This is a genomic window from Paracoccus versutus (assembly GCF_029909795.1).
Taxonomy (GTDB): Bacteria; Pseudomonadota; Alphaproteobacteria; order Rhodobacterales; family Rhodobacteraceae; genus Paracoccus; species Paracoccus versutus.
Genome location: NZ_CP038196.1, coordinates 1,044,181 through 1,060,436, shown reverse-complemented (window position 1 = coordinate 1,060,436; position 16,256 = coordinate 1,044,181). Strand labels below are relative to the sequence as shown.

Here is a 16,256-nt window from a genome sequence, read left to right as displayed (position 1 = left end):
GAATTGAGGAGAGCCCCATGAACGCGAAAACGGATTTCGCCGGCTACGAGGTCGGCTATGACATCCCCGCCCTGCCGGGCATGGACGAGGCCGAGATCCAGACGCCCTGCCTGATCCTCGACCTGGACGCGCTGGAGCGCAACATCAGGAAGATGGGCGACTATGCCAAGGCGCATGGCATGCGCCACCGCAGCCACGGCAAGATGCACAAGTCGGTGGACGTGCAGAAGCTGCAGGAGTCGCTGGGCGGCTCGGTCGGCGTCTGCTGCCAGAAGGTCAGCGAGGCCGAGGTCTTTGCCCGCGGCGGCATCGGGGACGTGCTGGTCACGAACGAGGTGCGCGAGCCGGCCAAGATCGACCGGCTGGCCCGGCTGCCCAAGACCGGCGCGACGGTGACGGTCTGCGTCGACGACGTGTCCAACATCGCCGACCTGTCGGCGGCGGCGCAAAAGCACGGCACCGAACTGGGCATCTTCGTGGAAATCGACTGCGGCGCCGGGCGCTGCGGCGTGACCACCAAGGAAGCCGTGGTCGAGATCGCCAAGGCCGCCGCCGCCGCCCCGAACCTGGTCTTCAGGGGCATCCAGGCCTATCAGGGCGCCATGCAGCACATGGACAGCTACGAGGACCGCAAGGCCAAGCTGGACGCCGCCATCGCCCAGGTCAAGGAAGCCGTCGCCGCGCTGGAAGCCGAGGGCTTGCCCCCCGAATTCGTCTCGGGCGGCGGCACGGGTTCCTATTATTTCGAAAGCAATTCGGGCGTTTACAACGAATTGCAATGCGGCAGCTACGCCTTCATGGATGCCGATTACGGCCGCATCCACGATGCCGAGGGCAAGCGCATCGACCAGGGCGAATGGGAGAACGCGCTGTTCATCCTGACCTCGGTCATGAGCCATGCCAAGCCGCACCTGGCGGTGGTCGATGCCGGGCTCAAGGCGCAGTCGGTCGATAGCGGCCTGCCCTTCGTCTATGGCCGCGACGACGTGAAATACATCAAGTGCAGCGACGAGCATGGCGTGGTCGAGGACAAGGACGGCGTGCTGAAAGTCAACGACAAGCTGCGGCTGGTGCCCGGCCATTGCGACCCGACCTGCAACGTCCACGACTGGTATGTCGGCGTTCGGAACGGCAAGGTCGAGACGGTCTGGCCGGTTTCGGCGCGCGGAAAGGGCTACTGATGCTCGTCGTCGCCGAAAAGGAAATCGCGGGTCTGATGACCCCCGAAGCGGCCTTCGAGGCCATCGAGGCGATCTTCGCCTCGATGGCCCGTCGCAAGGCCTATAACTTCCCGGTGGTGCGCGAGGCCATCGGCCACGAGGATGCGCTTTACGGCTTCAAGGGCGGCTTCGACGCCTCGGCGCTGGTGCTGGGGCTGAAGGCCGGTGGCTACTGGCCGAACAACCAGAAGCACAACCTGATCAACCACCAGTCCACCGTCTTCCTGTTCGACCCGGACACCGGCCGGGCGACTGCCGCGGTGGGCGGCAACCTGCTGACGGCGCTGCGCACCGCGGCGGCCTCGGCGGTGTCGATCAAGTATCTGGCGCCCAAGGGGGCCAAGGTGCTGGGCATGATCGGCGCCGGCCACCAGTCCGCCTTCCAGATGCGGGCGGCGGCTGCCGTGCATCCGTTCGAGAAGGTCATCGGCTGGAACCCGCATCCCGAGATGCTGTCGCGCCTTGCCGATACCGCCGCCGAACTGGGCCTGCCCTTCGAGGCGGTCGAGCTGGACCGGCTGGGCGCTGATGCCGACGTGATCATCTCGATCACCTCGTCATTCTCGCCCCTGCTGATGGACCAGCATGTGAAGGGCCCAACGCATATCGCCGCCATGGGCACCGATACGAAAGGCAAGCAGGAGCTGGACCCGGCGCTGGTCGCGCGCGCCCGGATCTTCACCGACGAGGTCGCGCAGTCGGTCAGCATCGGCGAATGCCAGCATGCCATCGCATCGGGCCTGATCCGCGAGGATCAGATCGGCGAACTCGGCGCCGTGGTCGCGGGCGACCATCCGGGACGCGGCGACGCCGAGGTGACGCTGTTCGACGGCACCGGCGTCGGGCTGCAGGATCTGGCGGTTGCGCAGAAAGTCCTTGAAATCGCAAAGGAAAAGGGACTGGCGCAAGAAGTCGAGATCTAAAGAGACATAACGTCCTGAAACTAGGGAGGTATAGGACGAATGCAAGCAATCGACACCAGCCCCGGCTTTGATCCGGTCGAGGAGCGCATCGTCGCGCCTCGGCTGCTCGCCCTGGGCTTCCAGCATGTTCTGGTCATGTATGCCGGCGCCATCGCGGTGCCGCTGATCGTCGGCCGCGCCCTGCAGCTTTCGCCGCAGGACGTGGCCTTCCTGATTTCCGCCGACCTCTTCGTCTGCGGCATCGTCACCATCATCCAGTCCTTCGGCGCCACGCAATGGTTCGGCATCCGCCTGCCGGTGATGATGGGCGTGACCTTCGCCGCCGTCGGGCCGATGGTCGCCATCGCCTCGTCCAATCCGGGGCAGGAGGGGGCGCGGATGATGTTCGGCGCCATCATGGCCGCCGGGCTCATCTCGATCTTCTTCGCGCCGCTGGTCAGCCGGCTGTTGCGCTTTTTCCCCAGCGTCGTCACCGGCACGGTGATCCTGGTGATCGGCGTCAGCCTGATGCCGGTGGGCATCAACTGGATCTTCGGCCTGCCGGTCGGCCCGACCGCGCCGCAACTGGTCGATCCCGCCGCCCAGGCCTGGCTGGAGGCCGCCCGCGCCGCCGGCGACGTCCCCGACAGCGTCAAGCTGATGCCGACCGTCGCCAATCCCGAATATGCCTCGCTGCCGCGCATCCTGATCGGCATCACCGTGCTGGCCGCGATCCTGCTGATCGCCCGCTACGCCCGCGGCTTCGTCGCCAATATCGCGGTGCTCCTGGGCATCGTCATCGGCGGGCTGCTGGCCGCCGCGCTCGGCATGATGCATTTCGAGGGCATCGCCGAGGCAGCCTGGTTCGCCCCGATCAAGCCCCTGCATTTCGGCATGCCGATCTTCGACCCGGTGATGATCCTGACCATGCTGCTGGTCATGTTCGTGACCATGATCGAATCGACCGGCATGTTCCTGGCGCTTTCCGACATCTGCGGCCGCCGCATGACGCCCAAGGCGCTTTCGGCCGGGCTGCGCGTCGACGGCCTGGGCACCGCGATCGGCGGGCTCTTCAACACCTTCCCCTATACCTCCTTCAGCCAGAACGTCGGGCTGGTGGGCGTGACCGGCGTGCGCTCGCGCTTCGTCTGCGTGGCGGGCGGCGCGATCATGATCGTGCTGGGCCTGATCCCCAAGATGGGCGCGCTGGTCGAATCGCTGCCGACCACGGTGCTGGGCGGCGCGGGGCTGGTGATGTTCGGCATGGTCGCCGCGACCGGCATCCGCATCCTCTCGACGGTGGATTTCAAGGGCAACAAGCACAACCTGTTCATCGTCGCCGTCTCGCTGGGGCTGGGCATGGTCCCGATGATCGCGCCCGACTTCAACCAGTGGCTGCCGCATTCCATGCACACGCTGATCCACTCCGGCATCCTTCTGGCCGCCGTGGCCGCGGTGCTGCTGAACTGGTTCTTCAACGGCGCGCCGCACACCAGCGACGAGGAAATCGCCGCCGCCGCCCACGCAGCCGAGGCGCATTGATGACGAAACGCCTGCTCATCAGGGGCGCCGAAGTGGTCGTGACCATGGACGGCGCCCGGCGCGAGATCGCCGGCGGGGACGTGCTGGTCGAGGGCGGGGTGATCTCCGCCGTCGACCCCGGCCTCTCGGCCGAAGGCGCCGAGGTGGTCGAGGCGCGGGGCTGCGTCGTCACCCCCGGCCTCGTCAACACCCATCACCACCTGTTCCAGACCCTGACCCGCGCCGTGCCCGCGGCCCAGGACGCGGCGCTGTTCGGCTGGCTCAGGACGCTTTATCCGATCTGGGGCCGCATGGGTCCCGAGGACATCCGCCTGTCGACCCGGATCGGCCTTGCCGAACTGGCGCTCTCGGGCTGCACCTGCTCCTCGGACCATCTCTACCTGTTCCCGAACGGCGCCCGGCTCGACGACAGCATCGAGGCGGCGGCCGAGATCGGCATCCGCTTCACCGCCACCCGCGGCGCCATGTCGATCGGCGAGTCCAAGGGCGGCCTGCCCCCCGACGCCCTGGTCGAGGACGAGGCCGCGATCCTCAAGGACAGCGAGCGCCTGGTCGCCGCCTTCCACGACCCCAGGCCCGGCGCCATGGTGCAGGTCGGCCTCGCCCCCTGCTCGCCCTTCTCGGTCAGCCGGGAACTGATGCGCGACGCGGCGATCCTCGCCCGCGACAAGGGCGTGCGGCTGCACACCCACCTGGCCGAAAACGACGAGGATATCGCCTATTCTCTGGAAAACTTCGGCATGCTGCCCGGCGATTACGCCGAAAGCCTGGGCTGGACCGGCGAGGATGTCTGGCACGCGCATTGCGTGAAACTTTCGGACAAGGAAATCGACCTCTTCGCCCGCAGCGGCACCGGGGTCGCGCATTGCCCCTGCTCGAACGCGCGCCTCGCCTCGGGCATCGCCCCGGTGCGGCGGATGCGCGACGCCGGCGTGCCGGTGGGCCTGGGCGTCGACGGCTCGGCCAGCAACGATTGCAGCCATCTGGGCCTCGAGGCGCGCCAGGCCATGCTGGTCGCCCGCCTCAAGGACGGCCCCGCCGCCATGGGCGCGCGCGAGGCGCTGGAGATCGCCACGCTCGGCGGCGCGCGCGTGCTGGGCCGCAGCGACATCGGCGCGCTGGAACCCGGCAAGCGCGCCGACCTGGTGCTCTGGGACGTCTCGGAACTGCCCGCCGCCGGCCAATGGGATCCGGTGGCGGCGCTGGTCTTCTGCGCGCCGATCCGCCCGCGCGCGGTCTATGTGGAAGGCCGCGCCGTGGTGCAGGATCACCACCTGCTGACCGCAGACACGAATCGCCTGAACGAACAGGCCCGCGCCGCCATCGCCCGGCTCGCCGATTGACTAAGGAAAGGAAGACAATGCCCGGCTATCTGACCACCCATGTGCTCGACACCGCCAACGGCACGCCCGCGCAAGGCATGCGGATCGAGCTTTACCGCCTCGACCCCGAGCGCCGGCTGATCGCCCAGACCGTCACCAACCACGACGGCCGCACCGACAAGCACATCCTGCCCGAGGCGGAGTTCCAGACCGGCGAATACGAACTGGTCTTCCATGTCGGCGCCTGGCTCGACGCCCAGGGACACCAGGCGGCCAAGCCCCGCTTCCTCGACCAGGTGCCCCTGCGCTTCGGCATGTCCGAACAGGACCATTACCACGTGCCGCTGCTGATCTCGCCCTACGGCTTTTCGACCTATCGCGGCAGCTGAGCCCCCAGGCTTTCTCCGTTTTCCAAATACCCTGGGGGTGAAAGGCCCGGCACGGGCCTGAGGGGGCAAAGCCCCCTCTTTTTCATTTCCGCAGCACCCCGCGAAAGATTTTCAACGCATCGTTAAGACAGCAAGGGGAAATGCGTGAATACTCGCAACCCCGCGAAGCGGCTAGTCTTTCCCCAGCTAGACAGGAGACAAAGTATGTCCGATTTCGCCGTCATCTGGGATTGGCTCGCCTTTGCCATCCGCTGGACGCATGTCGTCACCGCCATCTGCTGGATCGGCTCGTCCTTCTATTTCGTCGCCCTCGACCTCGGGCTGCGCAAGGTGCCGGGCCTGCCCCCCGGCGCGCATGGCGAGGAATGGCAGGTCCATGGCGGCGGCTTCTACCACATCCAGAAATACCTGGTCGCGCCCGAGCGCATGCCCGAGCATCTGATCTGGTTCAAATGGGAAAGCTACATGACCTGGATCTCGGGGGCGGCGCTCCTGATGGTCACCTATTGGGTCGGCTCCGAGCTGTTCCTGATCGACCCCGCCAAGATGGAGCTGGCGCCCTGGCAGGCGATCCTGATCTCGGCCGGCTCGCTCTCGATCGGCTGGCTGATCTATACCAACCTGTGCAAGTCCAAGCTGGGCGAGACCCCGACCCTGCTGATGCTGATCCTCTTCGCGCTGCTGATGGTCATGGGCTGGGCCTACAACCAGGTCTTCACCGGCCGCGCGGTCATGCTGCACCTGGGCGCCTTCACCGCCACGATCATGACGGCGAACGTGTTCTTCATCATCATGCCGAACCAGCGCATCGTCGTCGCCGACCTCAAGGCCGGGCGTCCCGCCGATCCGAAATACGGCAAGATCGCCAAGCTGCGCTCGACGCATAACAACTACCTGACGCTGCCGGTCGTCTTCCTGATGCTGTCGAACCACTATCCGCTGGCCTTCGCCACCGAATACAACTGGGTGATCGCCGGGCTGATCTTCCTGATGGGCGTGACCATCCGGCATTTCTTCAACACCATGCACGCCGGCGGCGGCATGAAGTGGTGGACCTGGGCCGCGACCACGATCCTGTTCATCATCGTCATGTGGCTCTCGACCGCGCCCATGTTCCGCCAGACGCTCGAGGAGGCCGAGGCCCGCGTCCTGACCCCCTCGCAACAGGCGATGCTCGACGCGCCGGGCTGGGACGACGCCTATAACGCGGTCATGGGCCGCTGCTCGATGTGCCATGCCAGGGAGCCCTCGTACGAGGGCATCCACACCGCGCCCAAGGGCGTGCTGCTGGAAACCCCCGACGACATCACCCGCGCCGCGCGCGAGATCTTCATCCAGGCCGGCGTGACCGATGCCATGCCGCCCGCCAATGTCAGCTTCATGGAGCCGCAGGAACGCCAGGCGATCATCGACTGGTATCGCGGCCTGCCCAAGACCTTCGCCTGGAACTGACCTGTTTGCCTCTGCCCGCCGGATCGGCTAGCTGCACCGTTCGGCAGCATCGAGGGAGGCAGGCATGGACCGCGGGAATGGCTGGGACGATTCCGCCGAGGCCTGGATCGCCGACATGGGCGAGGAAGGCGATTTCTCGCGCCGCCACGTGCTCGACGCCCCGATGCTGGCCCGCATCCGCGGCCGCGGCTTTCGCAACGCCCTGGATGTCGGCTGCGGCGAGGGGCGTTTCTGCCGGATGCTTGCCGCCGAAGGCATCGCCGCGACCGGCATCGATCCCACGCCGAAGCTGATCGAGGCCGCGCGCAGCCGCGACGACAAGGGCCGCTACGTGCAGGCCCGCGCCGAGGCCCTGCCCTTGCCCGATGCCGGCTTCGACCTGGTGGTCAGCTACCTGACGCTCATCGACATCGACGACATCCGCGCCGCCATCGCCGAGATGGGGCGCGTCCTGCGTCCCGGCGGCAGCCTGCTTGTCGCCAACCTGAACTCATTCAGCACGGCGGGCGGCTGGAACGGCGATCCCGGCACGGGCTACCTGATCGACAACTACCTGGACGAGCGCGCGGAATGGGTCAGCTGGCGCGGCATCCTGATCCGCAACTGGCATCGCCCCTTCCATGCCTACATGCAGGCGCTGCTGGCGCAGGGGCTGCGGCTGGTGCATTTCGACGAGCCCGCCCCGCAGGGCGGCGATCCCGAGCGCGTCGCGCGCTATCGCCGCGCGCCCTATCTGCACCTCATGGAATGGGTGCGGGACTAGGGCTCAGGCAAACACCCCCCGCACCTCGCGCGCGATGAAATCGGCGAACAGCCGCACCTTGGGATCCTGCAGGCGGCGATGCGGCGTCAGCACGCCGAATTGCGAGGGGATCGGCGGATGGTCCGGCAGCACCTCGACCAGCCGCCCGGCGGCCAGATGCTCGGCCACCTCGTAGCGGGGACGGTTGACGATGCCCCTGCCCGCCAGCGCCCAGCCGCTCAGCACGTCGCCGTCGTCGGCGTCGAACTTGCCGTTCACCAGCAGCTTCTGCGGCCCCTCGGGGCTTTCCAGCACCCAGTAGTATTCCGGGCTCCTCGGATAGCGCAGCAGCAGGCAATTATGCGCGGCCAGATCCTCGGGGCGCTGGGGATGGCCGTGCTGCTCCAGATAGTCGGGGGTCGCCACCAGCGCGCGCCGGCATTCCGCGATCCGCCGCCATTTCAGCGCCGAATCCTGCGGCTCGCCCAGGAAGAAGGCCAGGTCGATCCCGTCGGCGATGATGTCGACGTTGCGGTCCGACAGCCGCAGCCGCACCTCGACGCCGGGATATTCGTCGCAGAACCTCGGCACCAGGGGCGCGATCAGCCGCCGCCCCAGGCCCAGGGGCGCCGTCACCCGCAAGGCGCCATGCGGCATGCCGGAAAAGCCCGAGACCACCGCCTCGGCCTCGTCCAGCGTCTCGATCACCCGGCGGGCATTGTCGTAGAAGGCCCGCCCCACCTCGGTCGGCACCAGCTTGCGGGTGGTGCGGTTCAGAAGCCGCACCCCGTAGCGCGTCTCCAGATCCTTGATCCGGTTCGAGGCGACGGCCGGCGACATGCGCAGGTCGCGCCCGCCCGCGGTGATCGAGCCCAGTTCGACCACGCGGACGAAGACCCGCAGACTTTCAAGATATGGCATGGTCTCAACCCGCCTCTTTCAAGGAATCGCTGAAAGTCTTATGCTCAATCCGAGATTTCGCAAAGAGCAATTCGCATCTAGGCTTTTCCCATACCCAGCCATGCGAGCGAGGACCGAATGGGCCACGAATTGCGCTTTCTTCTGAACGACGCCGAGATCCGCCTGACCGAGGCCGGATCGCGCGACACACTTCTGGACTTCCTGCGGCTCAACCGCCGCCTGACCGGCACCAAGGAGGGCTGCGCCGAAGGCGATTGCGGCGCCTGCACCGTCCTGGTCGGCCGGCTGCACGAAGGCCGGCTGCATTACGAGCCGATCAATGCCTGCATCCGCTTCCTGGCCTCGTGCCACGGCTGCCATGTCGTCACCGTCGAGCATCTGCGCGGCGCGGACGGGGGCTTGCACCCGGTCCAGGCCGCCATGGTCGAGCATCACGGCAGCCAATGCGGCTTTTGCACGCCGGGCTTCGTCATGGCGCTTTACGGGCTGTGGATGTCCGAGCCGCGCCCCGACATGCTGGCGATCGAGACCGCGCTGCAAGGCAACCTGTGCCGCTGCACCGGCTACGAGCCGATCGTGAAGGCGGCCTTCGCGGCTTCCGAGGCCGGCGGGCAGCACATGGACGCGCTGAATGTCGAGCGCGACCGCATCACCGCCGCGCTGGCCGCGATCCCCCGCGACCGCGTCGAGGTGGCGCGCGGCGAGGATCGTGCCATCCTGCCGGCCGACGCCGCCGACCTGGCGCAGGTTCTGGCCCAGAACCCCAAGGCCACCATCGTCGCCGGCGCCACCGACGTCGGCCTGTGGGTGACGAAATTCCTGCGCGACATCTCTCCGGCGGTGTTCATCGGCCATCTTCAGGATCTCAAGCGGATCGAGATCGCCCCCGGCCATGTCACCATCGGCGCCGGCGTGACCTATTCCGAGTTCGAGCCCTTCCTGCGCCAGCATTTCCCCGAGGCGGTGGATTACTGGCTGCGCATCGGCGGCTGGCAGGTCCGCAATGCCGGCACCATCGGCGGCAATGTCGCCAACGGCTCGCCCATCGGCGAGACGCCGCCCTTGCTGATCGCGCTTGGCGCGACCCTGCGGCTGCGCAGCGCCGAGGGCACCCGCGAATTGCCCGTCGAGGATTACTTCATCGAATACGGCAAGCAGGACAGCCGCCCCGGCGAATTCGTCGAGGCGATCACCGTGCCCCTGAAGGGCGAGGCCAGGATCGCCGCCTACAAGGTCTCCAAGCGCCACCACGCCGACATCACCGCCTCGGCCGCCGCCTTCCGGGTGGAAACCGACGGGGCGACGATCATCGACGCGCGCGTGGCCTTCGGCGGCATGGCCGGCACGCCCAAGCGCGCCACCCAGGCCGAGGCGGCGCTGAAGGGCCAGCCCTTCACCGCCGAGACCTTCGAGGCCGCGGCGCGCGCGGTCGCCAATGACTTCCAGCCGCTCAGCGACTGGCGGGCCAGCAAGGAATATCGCCAGCAACTCGCCGCCAACTTCTTCCGCCGCTTCTGGCTTGAACAGCAGGGCGCAGACCACCGCCTGAGGAGGGTCGAATGAAACAGGACGTCTTCGTCAAGGGCGCCGCCCATACGCCCATCATCCACGATTCCGCCGAAAAGCACGTCACCGGCCGGGCCGACTATACCGACGACCTGATGGAGCCGGTGGGCACGCTGCACGCCTATCTGGGGCTTTCGACCGTGGCGCATGGCCGCATCGTCTCGATGGACCTCGATGCGGTGCGCAAGGCCCCCGGCGTGCATCTGGTGCTGACCGCCGCGGACATTCCCGGCCATAACGACATCTCGCCCACCGGCCTGCACGACGAGCCGCTGCTGGCCGGGGACGAGGTGCAGTTCCACGGCCAGCCGATCTTCGCCGTGGTGGCCGAGACCCGCGACCAGGCCCGCCGCGCCTGCCAACTGGCCCGCGTGGAATACGAGGAACTGCCCTTTGCCATCGACGCGATCAGCGCCCGCGACGCCGGGCTGGGCTATGTGACCAAGCCCCTGAAGCTCAAGCGCGGCGACATGGCCGAAATGGACCGCGCGCCCCGGCGCATCGAAGGCCGGCTGACCGTCGGCGGGCAGGAGCATTTCTACCTGGAAAGCCAGATCGCCTTCTCGATCCCCGGCGAGGACGACGAGGTCGTGGTCAACGTCTCGACCCAGCATCCCAGCGAGGTGCAGCACATGGTCGCCCATGTGCTGGGCGTGCCCTCGAACGCCGTGGTGGTGAACGTGCGCCGCATGGGTGGCGGATTCGGCGGCAAGGAATCGCAGATGAACCCCTTTGCCTGCATCTCGGCGCTGGCGGCCAAGAAGCTCGGGCGCGCGGTCAAGCTGCGCCCCGACCGCGACGACGATTTCTCGATCACCGGCAAGCGGCACGATTTCGTCATCGACTATCAGGTGGGCTATGACGAGACCGGCAGGATCCACGCCGTGGACGCCGATTTCTACGCCCGCTGCGGCTGGTCCTCGGACCTGTCGGGCCCGGTGACGGACCGGGCGCTGTTCCACGCCGACAACGCCTATTACTACCCGGCGGTGGAACTGCGCAGCCATCCGATGAAGACCAACACCTGCTCGAACACCGCCTTTCGCGGCTTCGGCGGCCCGCAGGGCGTGGTCATGGCCGAGCGCATCGTCGAGGACATCGCCTATGCCCTCGGCCGCGACCCGCTGGAGATCCGCAAGCTGAACCTCTACGAGAACGGCCAGCTCACCCCCTATCACCAGGAGGTCGAGGACCAGATCCTGCCGCGCATCTTCGAGGAACTCGAGGCCAGCAGCGACTACCACGCCCGCCGCCAGGCGGTGCTGGACTGGAACGCCCGCGCCCAGGAACAGGGCGGCGCGATCCGCAAGGGCATCGCCCTGACCCCGGTCAAGTTCGGCATCAGCTTCACCGCGACCTGGTACAACCAGGCCGGCGCGCTGATCCACATCTACTCGGACGGCTCGATCCACCTGAACCACGGCGGCACCGAGATGGGCCAGGGCCTGAACACCAAGGTCGCGCAGGTGGTGGCCGAGGCGCTGGGGGTCAGCATCGACCGCATCCGCATCACCAAGACCACGACCGAGAAGGTGCCGAACACCTCGGCCACCGCGGCTTCCTCGGGCTCGGACCTGAACGGCATGGCGGCGCTGGACGCCTGCCGCCAGCTGATCGAGCGGCTGACCGCCTTCGCCGCCGAGGCCAAGGGCGTGCCGCCGGAACTGGTCAGCATCGGCGAGACGGTGCAGATCGGCACCGAGGAAATGCCCTTCCAGGATTTCGTCAACACCGCCTATCTGGCGCGGGTCCAGCTGTCGGCCGCGGGCTTCTACAAGACGCCCAAGATCCACTGGAACCGCGACACCGGGCAGGGCCGCCCGTTCTACTACTTCGCCTATGGCGCCGCCTGCTCCGAGGTCTCGGTCGACACGCTGACCGGCGAATACGTGATCGAGCGTGCCGATGTGCTCCATGACGTGGGCCGCAGCCTGAACCCGGCGCTCGACAAGGGCCAGGTCGAGGGCGCCTTCGTGCAGGGCACCGGCTGGCTGACCAGCGAGGAACTGTGGTGGGACCAGAAGGGCCGGCTGCGCACCCATGCGCCCTCGACCTACAAGATCCCGCTGGCCTCGGACCGGCCCAAGGTCTTCAACGTGCAGCTGGCCGACTGGTCGGTGAACCGCGAGGCGACGATCAAGCGCTCGAAGGCGGTGGGCGAGCCGCCGTTCATGCTGGGCATCTCGGTCTTTCAGGCGCTGAACATGGCGGTGGCCTCGTTCAACGGCTATGCCGAGAACCCGCGCATCGACGCGCCCGCCACCCCCGAGCGCGTGCTGATGGCCATCGAGCGGCTGCGGCCATGATCCGGGTCGAGATCACCCGCACCCGCGGCTCGTCCCCGCGCGAGAAGGGGGCGGCGATGTTCGTCACCCCCCAGGGCCTCAGCGGCACCATCGGCGGCGGCCAGCTGGAATACATGGCCATCGACCGCGCCCGGCAGATGCTGGCGCGCGACGAGGCGCAGGCCGTGATGGACGTGCCGCTGGGCCCCGAGATCGGCCAATGCTGCGGCGGCCGGGTCGAACTCTCGCTGACCCGCGTGGCCGAGGCCCCGGCCGGGCCCGAATATCCGCAGGTGCTGATCTTCGGCGCCGGCCATGTCGGCCGCGCGCTCGCCAAGGCCCTGGCGCTGCTGCCGCTGCACCCGATCCTGATCGACCAGCGCATGGGGGAACTCGGGCAGGCCACGGGCGAAACCCGCCTGACCCCCCTGCCCGAGGCCGAGATCCGCAACGCCCCCTTCGGCACCAGCCACATCATCGTCACCCATGACCACGCGCTGGACTTCCTGCTGGCGGCCGAGGCGCTGCGCCGCATGGACGCGCCCTATATCGGCATGATCGGCAGCCGGACGAAACTGGCGCAGTTCCGCCGCTTCGCCCGTGCCCAGGGGCTGGACACCGACCGCCTGACCTGCCCCATCGGCGCGGGCTATTCGCGCGACAAGCGCCCCGAGATCATCGCCGCCTTCACCGCCGCCGAGCTCATCGGCCGCCTCATCGAAACCGCTTCTTCGTTGAAAAAATACCCATGCGACAGCTGATCCGGGGGCGCACGCTCTCCTTCCACGCCGACCCCGCCGAAACCGAGGACGCCTTCGCCTATCACGAGGACGGCGCCATCGTCACCGAAGCCGGCAAGATCGTCGCCATGGGCGATTACGCCGCCCTGCGCGAACCCGGCCTGCCGGAAATCGACCACCGCCCGAACCTGATCCTGCCGGGCTTCATCGACCCGCATATCCATTTCCCGCAGGTGCAGGTGATCGCCAGCTGGGGGGCGCAGCTGCTCGACTGGCTCAACACCTATACCTTCCCCGAGGAATCGCGCTTTGCCCAGCAAGGCCATGCCCCGCTCATGGCCGGGAAGTTCCTCGACCTGCTGCTTTCGCACGGCACCACCACCGCCGTCGCCTTCTGCTCGGTGCATCCGCAATCGGCCGAGGCGCTGTTCGCGGCCGCCGAGGCGCGCGACATGGCGATGATCGCCGGCAAGGTGATGATGGACCGCAACGCCCCCGAGGCGGTGCTCGACACGCCGCAGCAGGGCTATGACGACAGCAAGCGGCTGATCGAGAAATGGCACGGCCGCGGCCGCCAGCGCTATGCCATCACCCCGCGCTTCGCCATCACCTCGACGCCCGAGCAGATGGCAATGGCCGGGCAATTGGTGCGCGAACATCCCGACTGCCACATCCAGACGCATCTGTCGGAAAACCGCGACGAGATCGCCTTCACCCTGCAGCTCTACCCCCAGGCGCGCGACTATCTCGACATCTACGAAAGCTACGGGCTGCTCTCGGACAAGCTGCTGCTCGGCCATTCCATCCATCTCGAGCCGCGCGAGATCGCCCGCATGGCCGAGACCGGCAGCCGGGCGGTGTTCTGCCCGACCTCGAACCTGTTCCTCGGCTCGGGCCTCTTCGACGAGGCGGGCCTGCGCGCCGCGGGCGTGACCAGCGGCATCGCCACCGATGTCGGCGGCGGCACCAGCTATTCCATGCTACAAACCCTGGCCGAGGGCTACAAGATCCTCCAACTGCGCGGCCAGAAGCTGCATCCCCTCGCCGCCTTCCACTGGATCACCCGCGGCAATGCGCTGGCGCTCGGCATGGCCGACCGCATCGGCACGCTGGTGCCCGGCTCTGACGCCGACCTGGTGGTGCTGGACAGCCGCGCGACGCCGGCGATGGCGCTGCGCATGGAACGGGCCGAGACCCTGGCCGAAGAGCTGTTCATCCTGCAGATCCTCGGCGACGACCGCGCCATCGCCCAGACCTATGTCGCGGGAAAACCCATGCTCGGCTGACCCGGCGCAACTTTTTGCCGATTCGACCGCCGAAAGCCTTGGGCGGTCGGATCGGCCTCGCCCCAGGCAGGAAACCCGCACCTGCCGAAGCCAACCGCATGCCGGGAGCGGCCTGCGCAACGGGGCGCGGCACGGGAAACCCCCGCATCCCACGGCAAAACAATGACCAGCCTGGAAGGATGGAGCGGGTGAAGGGAATCGAACCCTCGTCTTCAGCTTGGGAAGCTGCGGCTCTACCATTGAGCTACACCCGCGAGGCCCGGATTGCTTACTGTCTCGCGCTGGCCGCCGCAAGACCAATCTGCGCCCGGCGCTTCTTCGTTCCCCAAATACTCCATCGGCAGCGCAGCCGGGCGGCGGGCAGGCCCCCTTCCCCCCCAGCCTGCGGCCGGGTTTCGCCGGTGGCGCAACGTCGCGGTCCGAAACGGTTTTGGGATTGATCATCCCGTGCGAAACTGTTCGTTATGCAACCGTCAGCAAATAGCCGGAGCAAAACGATGTTCGCGCTATCGCGCCGCATGGCGATTTCCGTGATCCTTCCGCTTGCGGCGGGGCTTGCCCCCATGGCCGCCCTGGCGCAGGATCCCGCGCAGATGCCGCCGCCGCCCGTCACCGTGGTGACGCTTCACGCCCAGGACGTGGCCCTGACCACCACACTGCCCGGCCGCGTCACCGCCTCGGCCGAGGCCGAGGTGCGGCCGCAGGTCAACGGCATCGTCACCGAACGGCTGTTCGACGAGGGCAGCCATGTGAAGGTCGGCGATCCGCTGTTTCGCATCGACGCCACCACCTACCAGGCCGCCGTCGCCCAGGCCGAGGCCGCCGTGGCCCAGGCCCGCGCCCAGGCCGAGGCGGCGCGCCGCGAGGCCGAGCGCGTGGGCGCCCTGCGCGACCGCCGCGTCGCCAGCGAAAGCACGACCGACAATGCCATCGCCGCCCGCGATTCCGCCGAGGCCGCGGTCAAGGTCGCCGAGGCGCAGCTGCAGACCGCCCGGATCGAGCTGGAGCGCACCACCATCCGCGCCGAGCTGGACGGCGAGATCGGCCTGGCCCAGACCAGCCAGGGCGTGCTGGTGACGGCCAGCCAGCCGACGCCGCTGGCCGTGATCCGCAAGCTCGACCCGGTGCATGTGGACGTGACGCAATCGGCGGCCGAGCTGATCCGCTTCCGCCGCGAGATGGCGGCGCAATCCGCCGAGAGCCAGTCGGACCGCAAGGTGACGCTGCGCCTGGCCGACGGCACCGAATACGACCAGGAAGGCCGGCTGACCGCCGCCGAGCCCTATGTGAACGAGACGACGGGCGTGGTGACGCTGCGCCTGGCCTTCGCCAATCCCGACCGCACCCTGCTGCCCGGCATGTATGTCCAGGCAGTCGTGCAGCAGGCCACGGCGCAGAACGTGATCCTTGCCCCGCAGGAAGGCGTCAGCCGCGACCGCCGCGGCCAGCCCATCGCGCTGGTTGTCAATGCCGACAACGCCGTCGAGCAGCGCCAGCTGACCATCCTGCAGGACATGGGCAACAGCTGGATCGTCAGCGAGGGGCTGCATGACGGCGACCGCATCGTGGTCGAGGGCCTGCAGAAGATCGGCCCCGGCATGACCGTGACCCCCGAGGAACGCCAGGCCGCCGCAGCCGAAGCCGCGCAAGACGGGGCCGCCGAGGGCGCTGCGCCCGAAGCCGGGACGGGCGCCGATGCCCCGGCAAGCGCCGGCGAACAGCCTGCGCCCGAAGCCGGGAACGCGGAACAGCCCGCAGAGGAATCCGCAGAGCAACCCGCAGACCAGCCCGCAGACCAGCCCGCCGCCAAAGGCGCGGGTGCAGAGACCGCAACCGAGACCGGCGCCGGACAGCCGGCGAACTGACCCGGACGCCGCGAGGGAACAGCA

13 protein-coding genes and 1 tRNA gene are annotated in these 16,256 nt (G+C 68.0%); 12 read left to right on the top strand and 2 right to left on the bottom strand.

The genetic code is table 11. The features are described 5' to 3' along the window. Nucleotides 1–17 precede the first annotated feature (17 nt). The 7 genes from bhcC (at nucleotide 18) to E3U25_RS05140 (ending at nucleotide 7,590) form a co-directional block, all read left to right on the top strand. A complete protein-coding gene (bhcC, locus tag E3U25_RS05170) occupies nucleotides 18–1,181 on the top strand; it encodes a 3-hydroxy-D-aspartate aldolase BhcC (RefSeq protein ID WP_116221021.1) in 1,164 nt (387 codons plus the stop codon). After that, nucleotides 1,181–2,143: an iminosuccinate reductase BhcD gene (bhcD, locus tag E3U25_RS05165; protein WP_116221022.1), complete on the top strand. Its 963-nt coding sequence runs from the start codon at nucleotides 1,181–1,183 to the stop codon at nucleotides 2,141–2,143. Before bhcC ends, bhcD begins: the two co-directional genes overlap by 1 nt. Nucleotides 2,144–2,182: 39 nt before the next feature. Then, nucleotides 2,183–3,664, top strand: coding sequence for a nucleobase:cation symporter-2 family protein (locus tag E3U25_RS05160; protein ID WP_036753900.1), 1,482 nt, complete (start codon nucleotides 2,183–2,185; stop codon nucleotides 3,662–3,664). After that, nucleotides 3,664–5,007 carry an 8-oxoguanine deaminase gene (locus tag E3U25_RS05155; protein WP_116221023.1) on the top strand — a complete coding sequence of 448 codons (1,344 nt, stop codon included), beginning with the start codon at nucleotides 3,664–3,666 and terminating at the stop codon, nucleotides 5,005–5,007. The genes E3U25_RS05160 and E3U25_RS05155 overlap by 1 nt, the downstream gene beginning before the upstream one ends. A 17-nt stretch (nucleotides 5,008–5,024) precedes the next feature. Then, nucleotides 5,025–5,375 carry a hydroxyisourate hydrolase gene (uraH, locus tag E3U25_RS05150; RefSeq protein ID WP_036753894.1) on the top strand — a complete coding sequence of 117 codons (351 nt, stop codon included), beginning with the start codon at nucleotides 5,025–5,027 and terminating at the stop codon, nucleotides 5,373–5,375. 204 nt (nucleotides 5,376–5,579) lie between these two features. Further along, nucleotides 5,580–6,827, top strand: a complete 1,248-nt coding sequence (locus tag E3U25_RS05145; RefSeq protein WP_116221024.1) for a urate hydroxylase PuuD — start codon at nucleotides 5,580–5,582, stop codon at nucleotides 6,825–6,827. Nucleotides 6,828–6,891: 64 nt separating this feature from the next. After that, nucleotides 6,892–7,590 (top strand): class I SAM-dependent methyltransferase, encoded by a 699-nt coding sequence (locus E3U25_RS05140; protein WP_116221025.1) that lies wholly within the window; start codon nucleotides 6,892–6,894, stop codon nucleotides 7,588–7,590. A 3-nt stretch (nucleotides 7,591–7,593) separates the two neighbouring features. Here the strand turns inward: E3U25_RS05140 and E3U25_RS05135 are convergent, their stop codons facing one another. Continuing rightward, the gene (locus E3U25_RS05135; RefSeq protein ID WP_116221026.1) at nucleotides 7,594–8,490 is read right to left on the bottom strand and encodes a LysR family transcriptional regulator; all 897 of its coding nucleotides are present in this window, start codon (nucleotides 8,488–8,490) and stop codon (nucleotides 7,594–7,596) included. 117 nt (nucleotides 8,491–8,607) lie between these two features. On the opposite strand from E3U25_RS05135, the gene xdhA reads away from it, so the two are divergent. From xdhA to guaD, 4 genes are read left to right on the top strand one after another with little or no spacing between them, the layout of a single operon-like run. Continuing rightward, nucleotides 8,608–10,053, top strand: coding sequence for a xanthine dehydrogenase small subunit (gene xdhA / locus E3U25_RS05130; RefSeq protein ID WP_116221027.1), 1,446 nt, complete (start codon nucleotides 8,608–8,610; stop codon nucleotides 10,051–10,053). Beyond that, on the top strand, nucleotides 10,050–12,362 hold the full coding sequence (gene xdhB, locus E3U25_RS05125) for a xanthine dehydrogenase molybdopterin binding subunit (RefSeq protein WP_036753880.1): 2,313 nt from the start codon (nucleotides 10,050–10,052) through the stop codon (nucleotides 12,360–12,362). Before xdhA ends, xdhB begins: the two co-directional genes overlap by 4 nt. Beyond that, on the top strand, nucleotides 12,359–13,102 hold the full coding sequence (gene xdhC, locus E3U25_RS05120; protein WP_116221028.1) for a xanthine dehydrogenase accessory protein XdhC: 744 nt from the start codon (nucleotides 12,359–12,361) through the stop codon (nucleotides 13,100–13,102). Before xdhB ends, xdhC begins: the two co-directional genes overlap by 4 nt. After that, nucleotides 13,090–14,367, top strand: coding sequence for a guanine deaminase (gene guaD / locus E3U25_RS05115; protein ID WP_116221029.1), 1,278 nt, complete (start codon nucleotides 13,090–13,092; stop codon nucleotides 14,365–14,367). Before xdhC ends, guaD begins: the two co-directional genes overlap by 13 nt. Before the next feature lie 180 nt (nucleotides 14,368–14,547). On the opposite strand, the gene E3U25_RS05110 is transcribed toward guaD, so the two are convergent. Then, nucleotides 14,548–14,621, bottom strand: a tRNA-Gly gene (locus E3U25_RS05110). Nucleotides 14,622–14,864: 243 nt separating this feature from the next. On the opposite strand from E3U25_RS05110, the gene E3U25_RS05105 reads away from it, so the two are divergent. After that, entirely contained in the window at nucleotides 14,865–16,232 is a 1,368-nt protein-coding gene (locus tag E3U25_RS05105) for an efflux RND transporter periplasmic adaptor subunit (RefSeq protein WP_116221030.1), read from the top strand. The last annotated feature ends 24 nt before the right edge of the window (nucleotides 16,233–16,256 follow it).

Bases quoted from the DNA above. Each gene is read 5' to 3' on its own strand.
- xdhA (WP_116221027.1), top strand. From the start codon at position 8,608: ATGGGCCACGAATTGCGCTTTCTTCTGAACGACGCCGAGATCCGCCTG.
- bhcC (WP_116221021.1), top strand. From the start codon at position 18: ATGAACGCGAAAACGGATTTCGCCGGCTACGAGGTCGGCTATGACATC.
- xdhB (WP_036753880.1), top strand. From the start codon at position 10,050: ATGAAACAGGACGTCTTCGTCAAGGGCGCCGCCCATACGCCCATCATC.
- E3U25_RS05105 (WP_116221030.1), top strand. From the start codon at position 14,865: ATGTTCGCGCTATCGCGCCGCATGGCGATTTCCGTGATCCTTCCGCTT.
- E3U25_RS05140 (WP_116221025.1), top strand. From the start codon at position 6,892: ATGGACCGCGGGAATGGCTGGGACGATTCCGCCGAGGCCTGGATCGCC.
- xdhC (WP_116221028.1), top strand. From the start codon at position 12,359: ATGATCCGGGTCGAGATCACCCGCACCCGCGGCTCGTCCCCGCGCGAG.
- guaD (WP_116221029.1), top strand. From the start codon at position 13,090: ATGCGACAGCTGATCCGGGGGCGCACGCTCTCCTTCCACGCCGACCCC.
- uraH (WP_036753894.1), top strand. From the start codon at position 5,025: ATGCCCGGCTATCTGACCACCCATGTGCTCGACACCGCCAACGGCACG.
- E3U25_RS05160 (WP_036753900.1), top strand. From the start codon at position 2,183: ATGCAAGCAATCGACACCAGCCCCGGCTTTGATCCGGTCGAGGAGCGC.
- E3U25_RS05155 (WP_116221023.1), top strand. From the start codon at position 3,664: ATGACGAAACGCCTGCTCATCAGGGGCGCCGAAGTGGTCGTGACCATG.
- bhcD (WP_116221022.1), top strand. From the start codon at position 1,181: ATGCTCGTCGTCGCCGAAAAGGAAATCGCGGGTCTGATGACCCCCGAA.
- E3U25_RS05145 (WP_116221024.1), top strand. From the start codon at position 5,580: ATGTCCGATTTCGCCGTCATCTGGGATTGGCTCGCCTTTGCCATCCGC.
- E3U25_RS05135 (WP_116221026.1), bottom strand. From the start codon at position 8,490: ATGCCATATCTTGAAAGTCTGCGGGTCTTCGTCCGCGTGGTCGAACTG.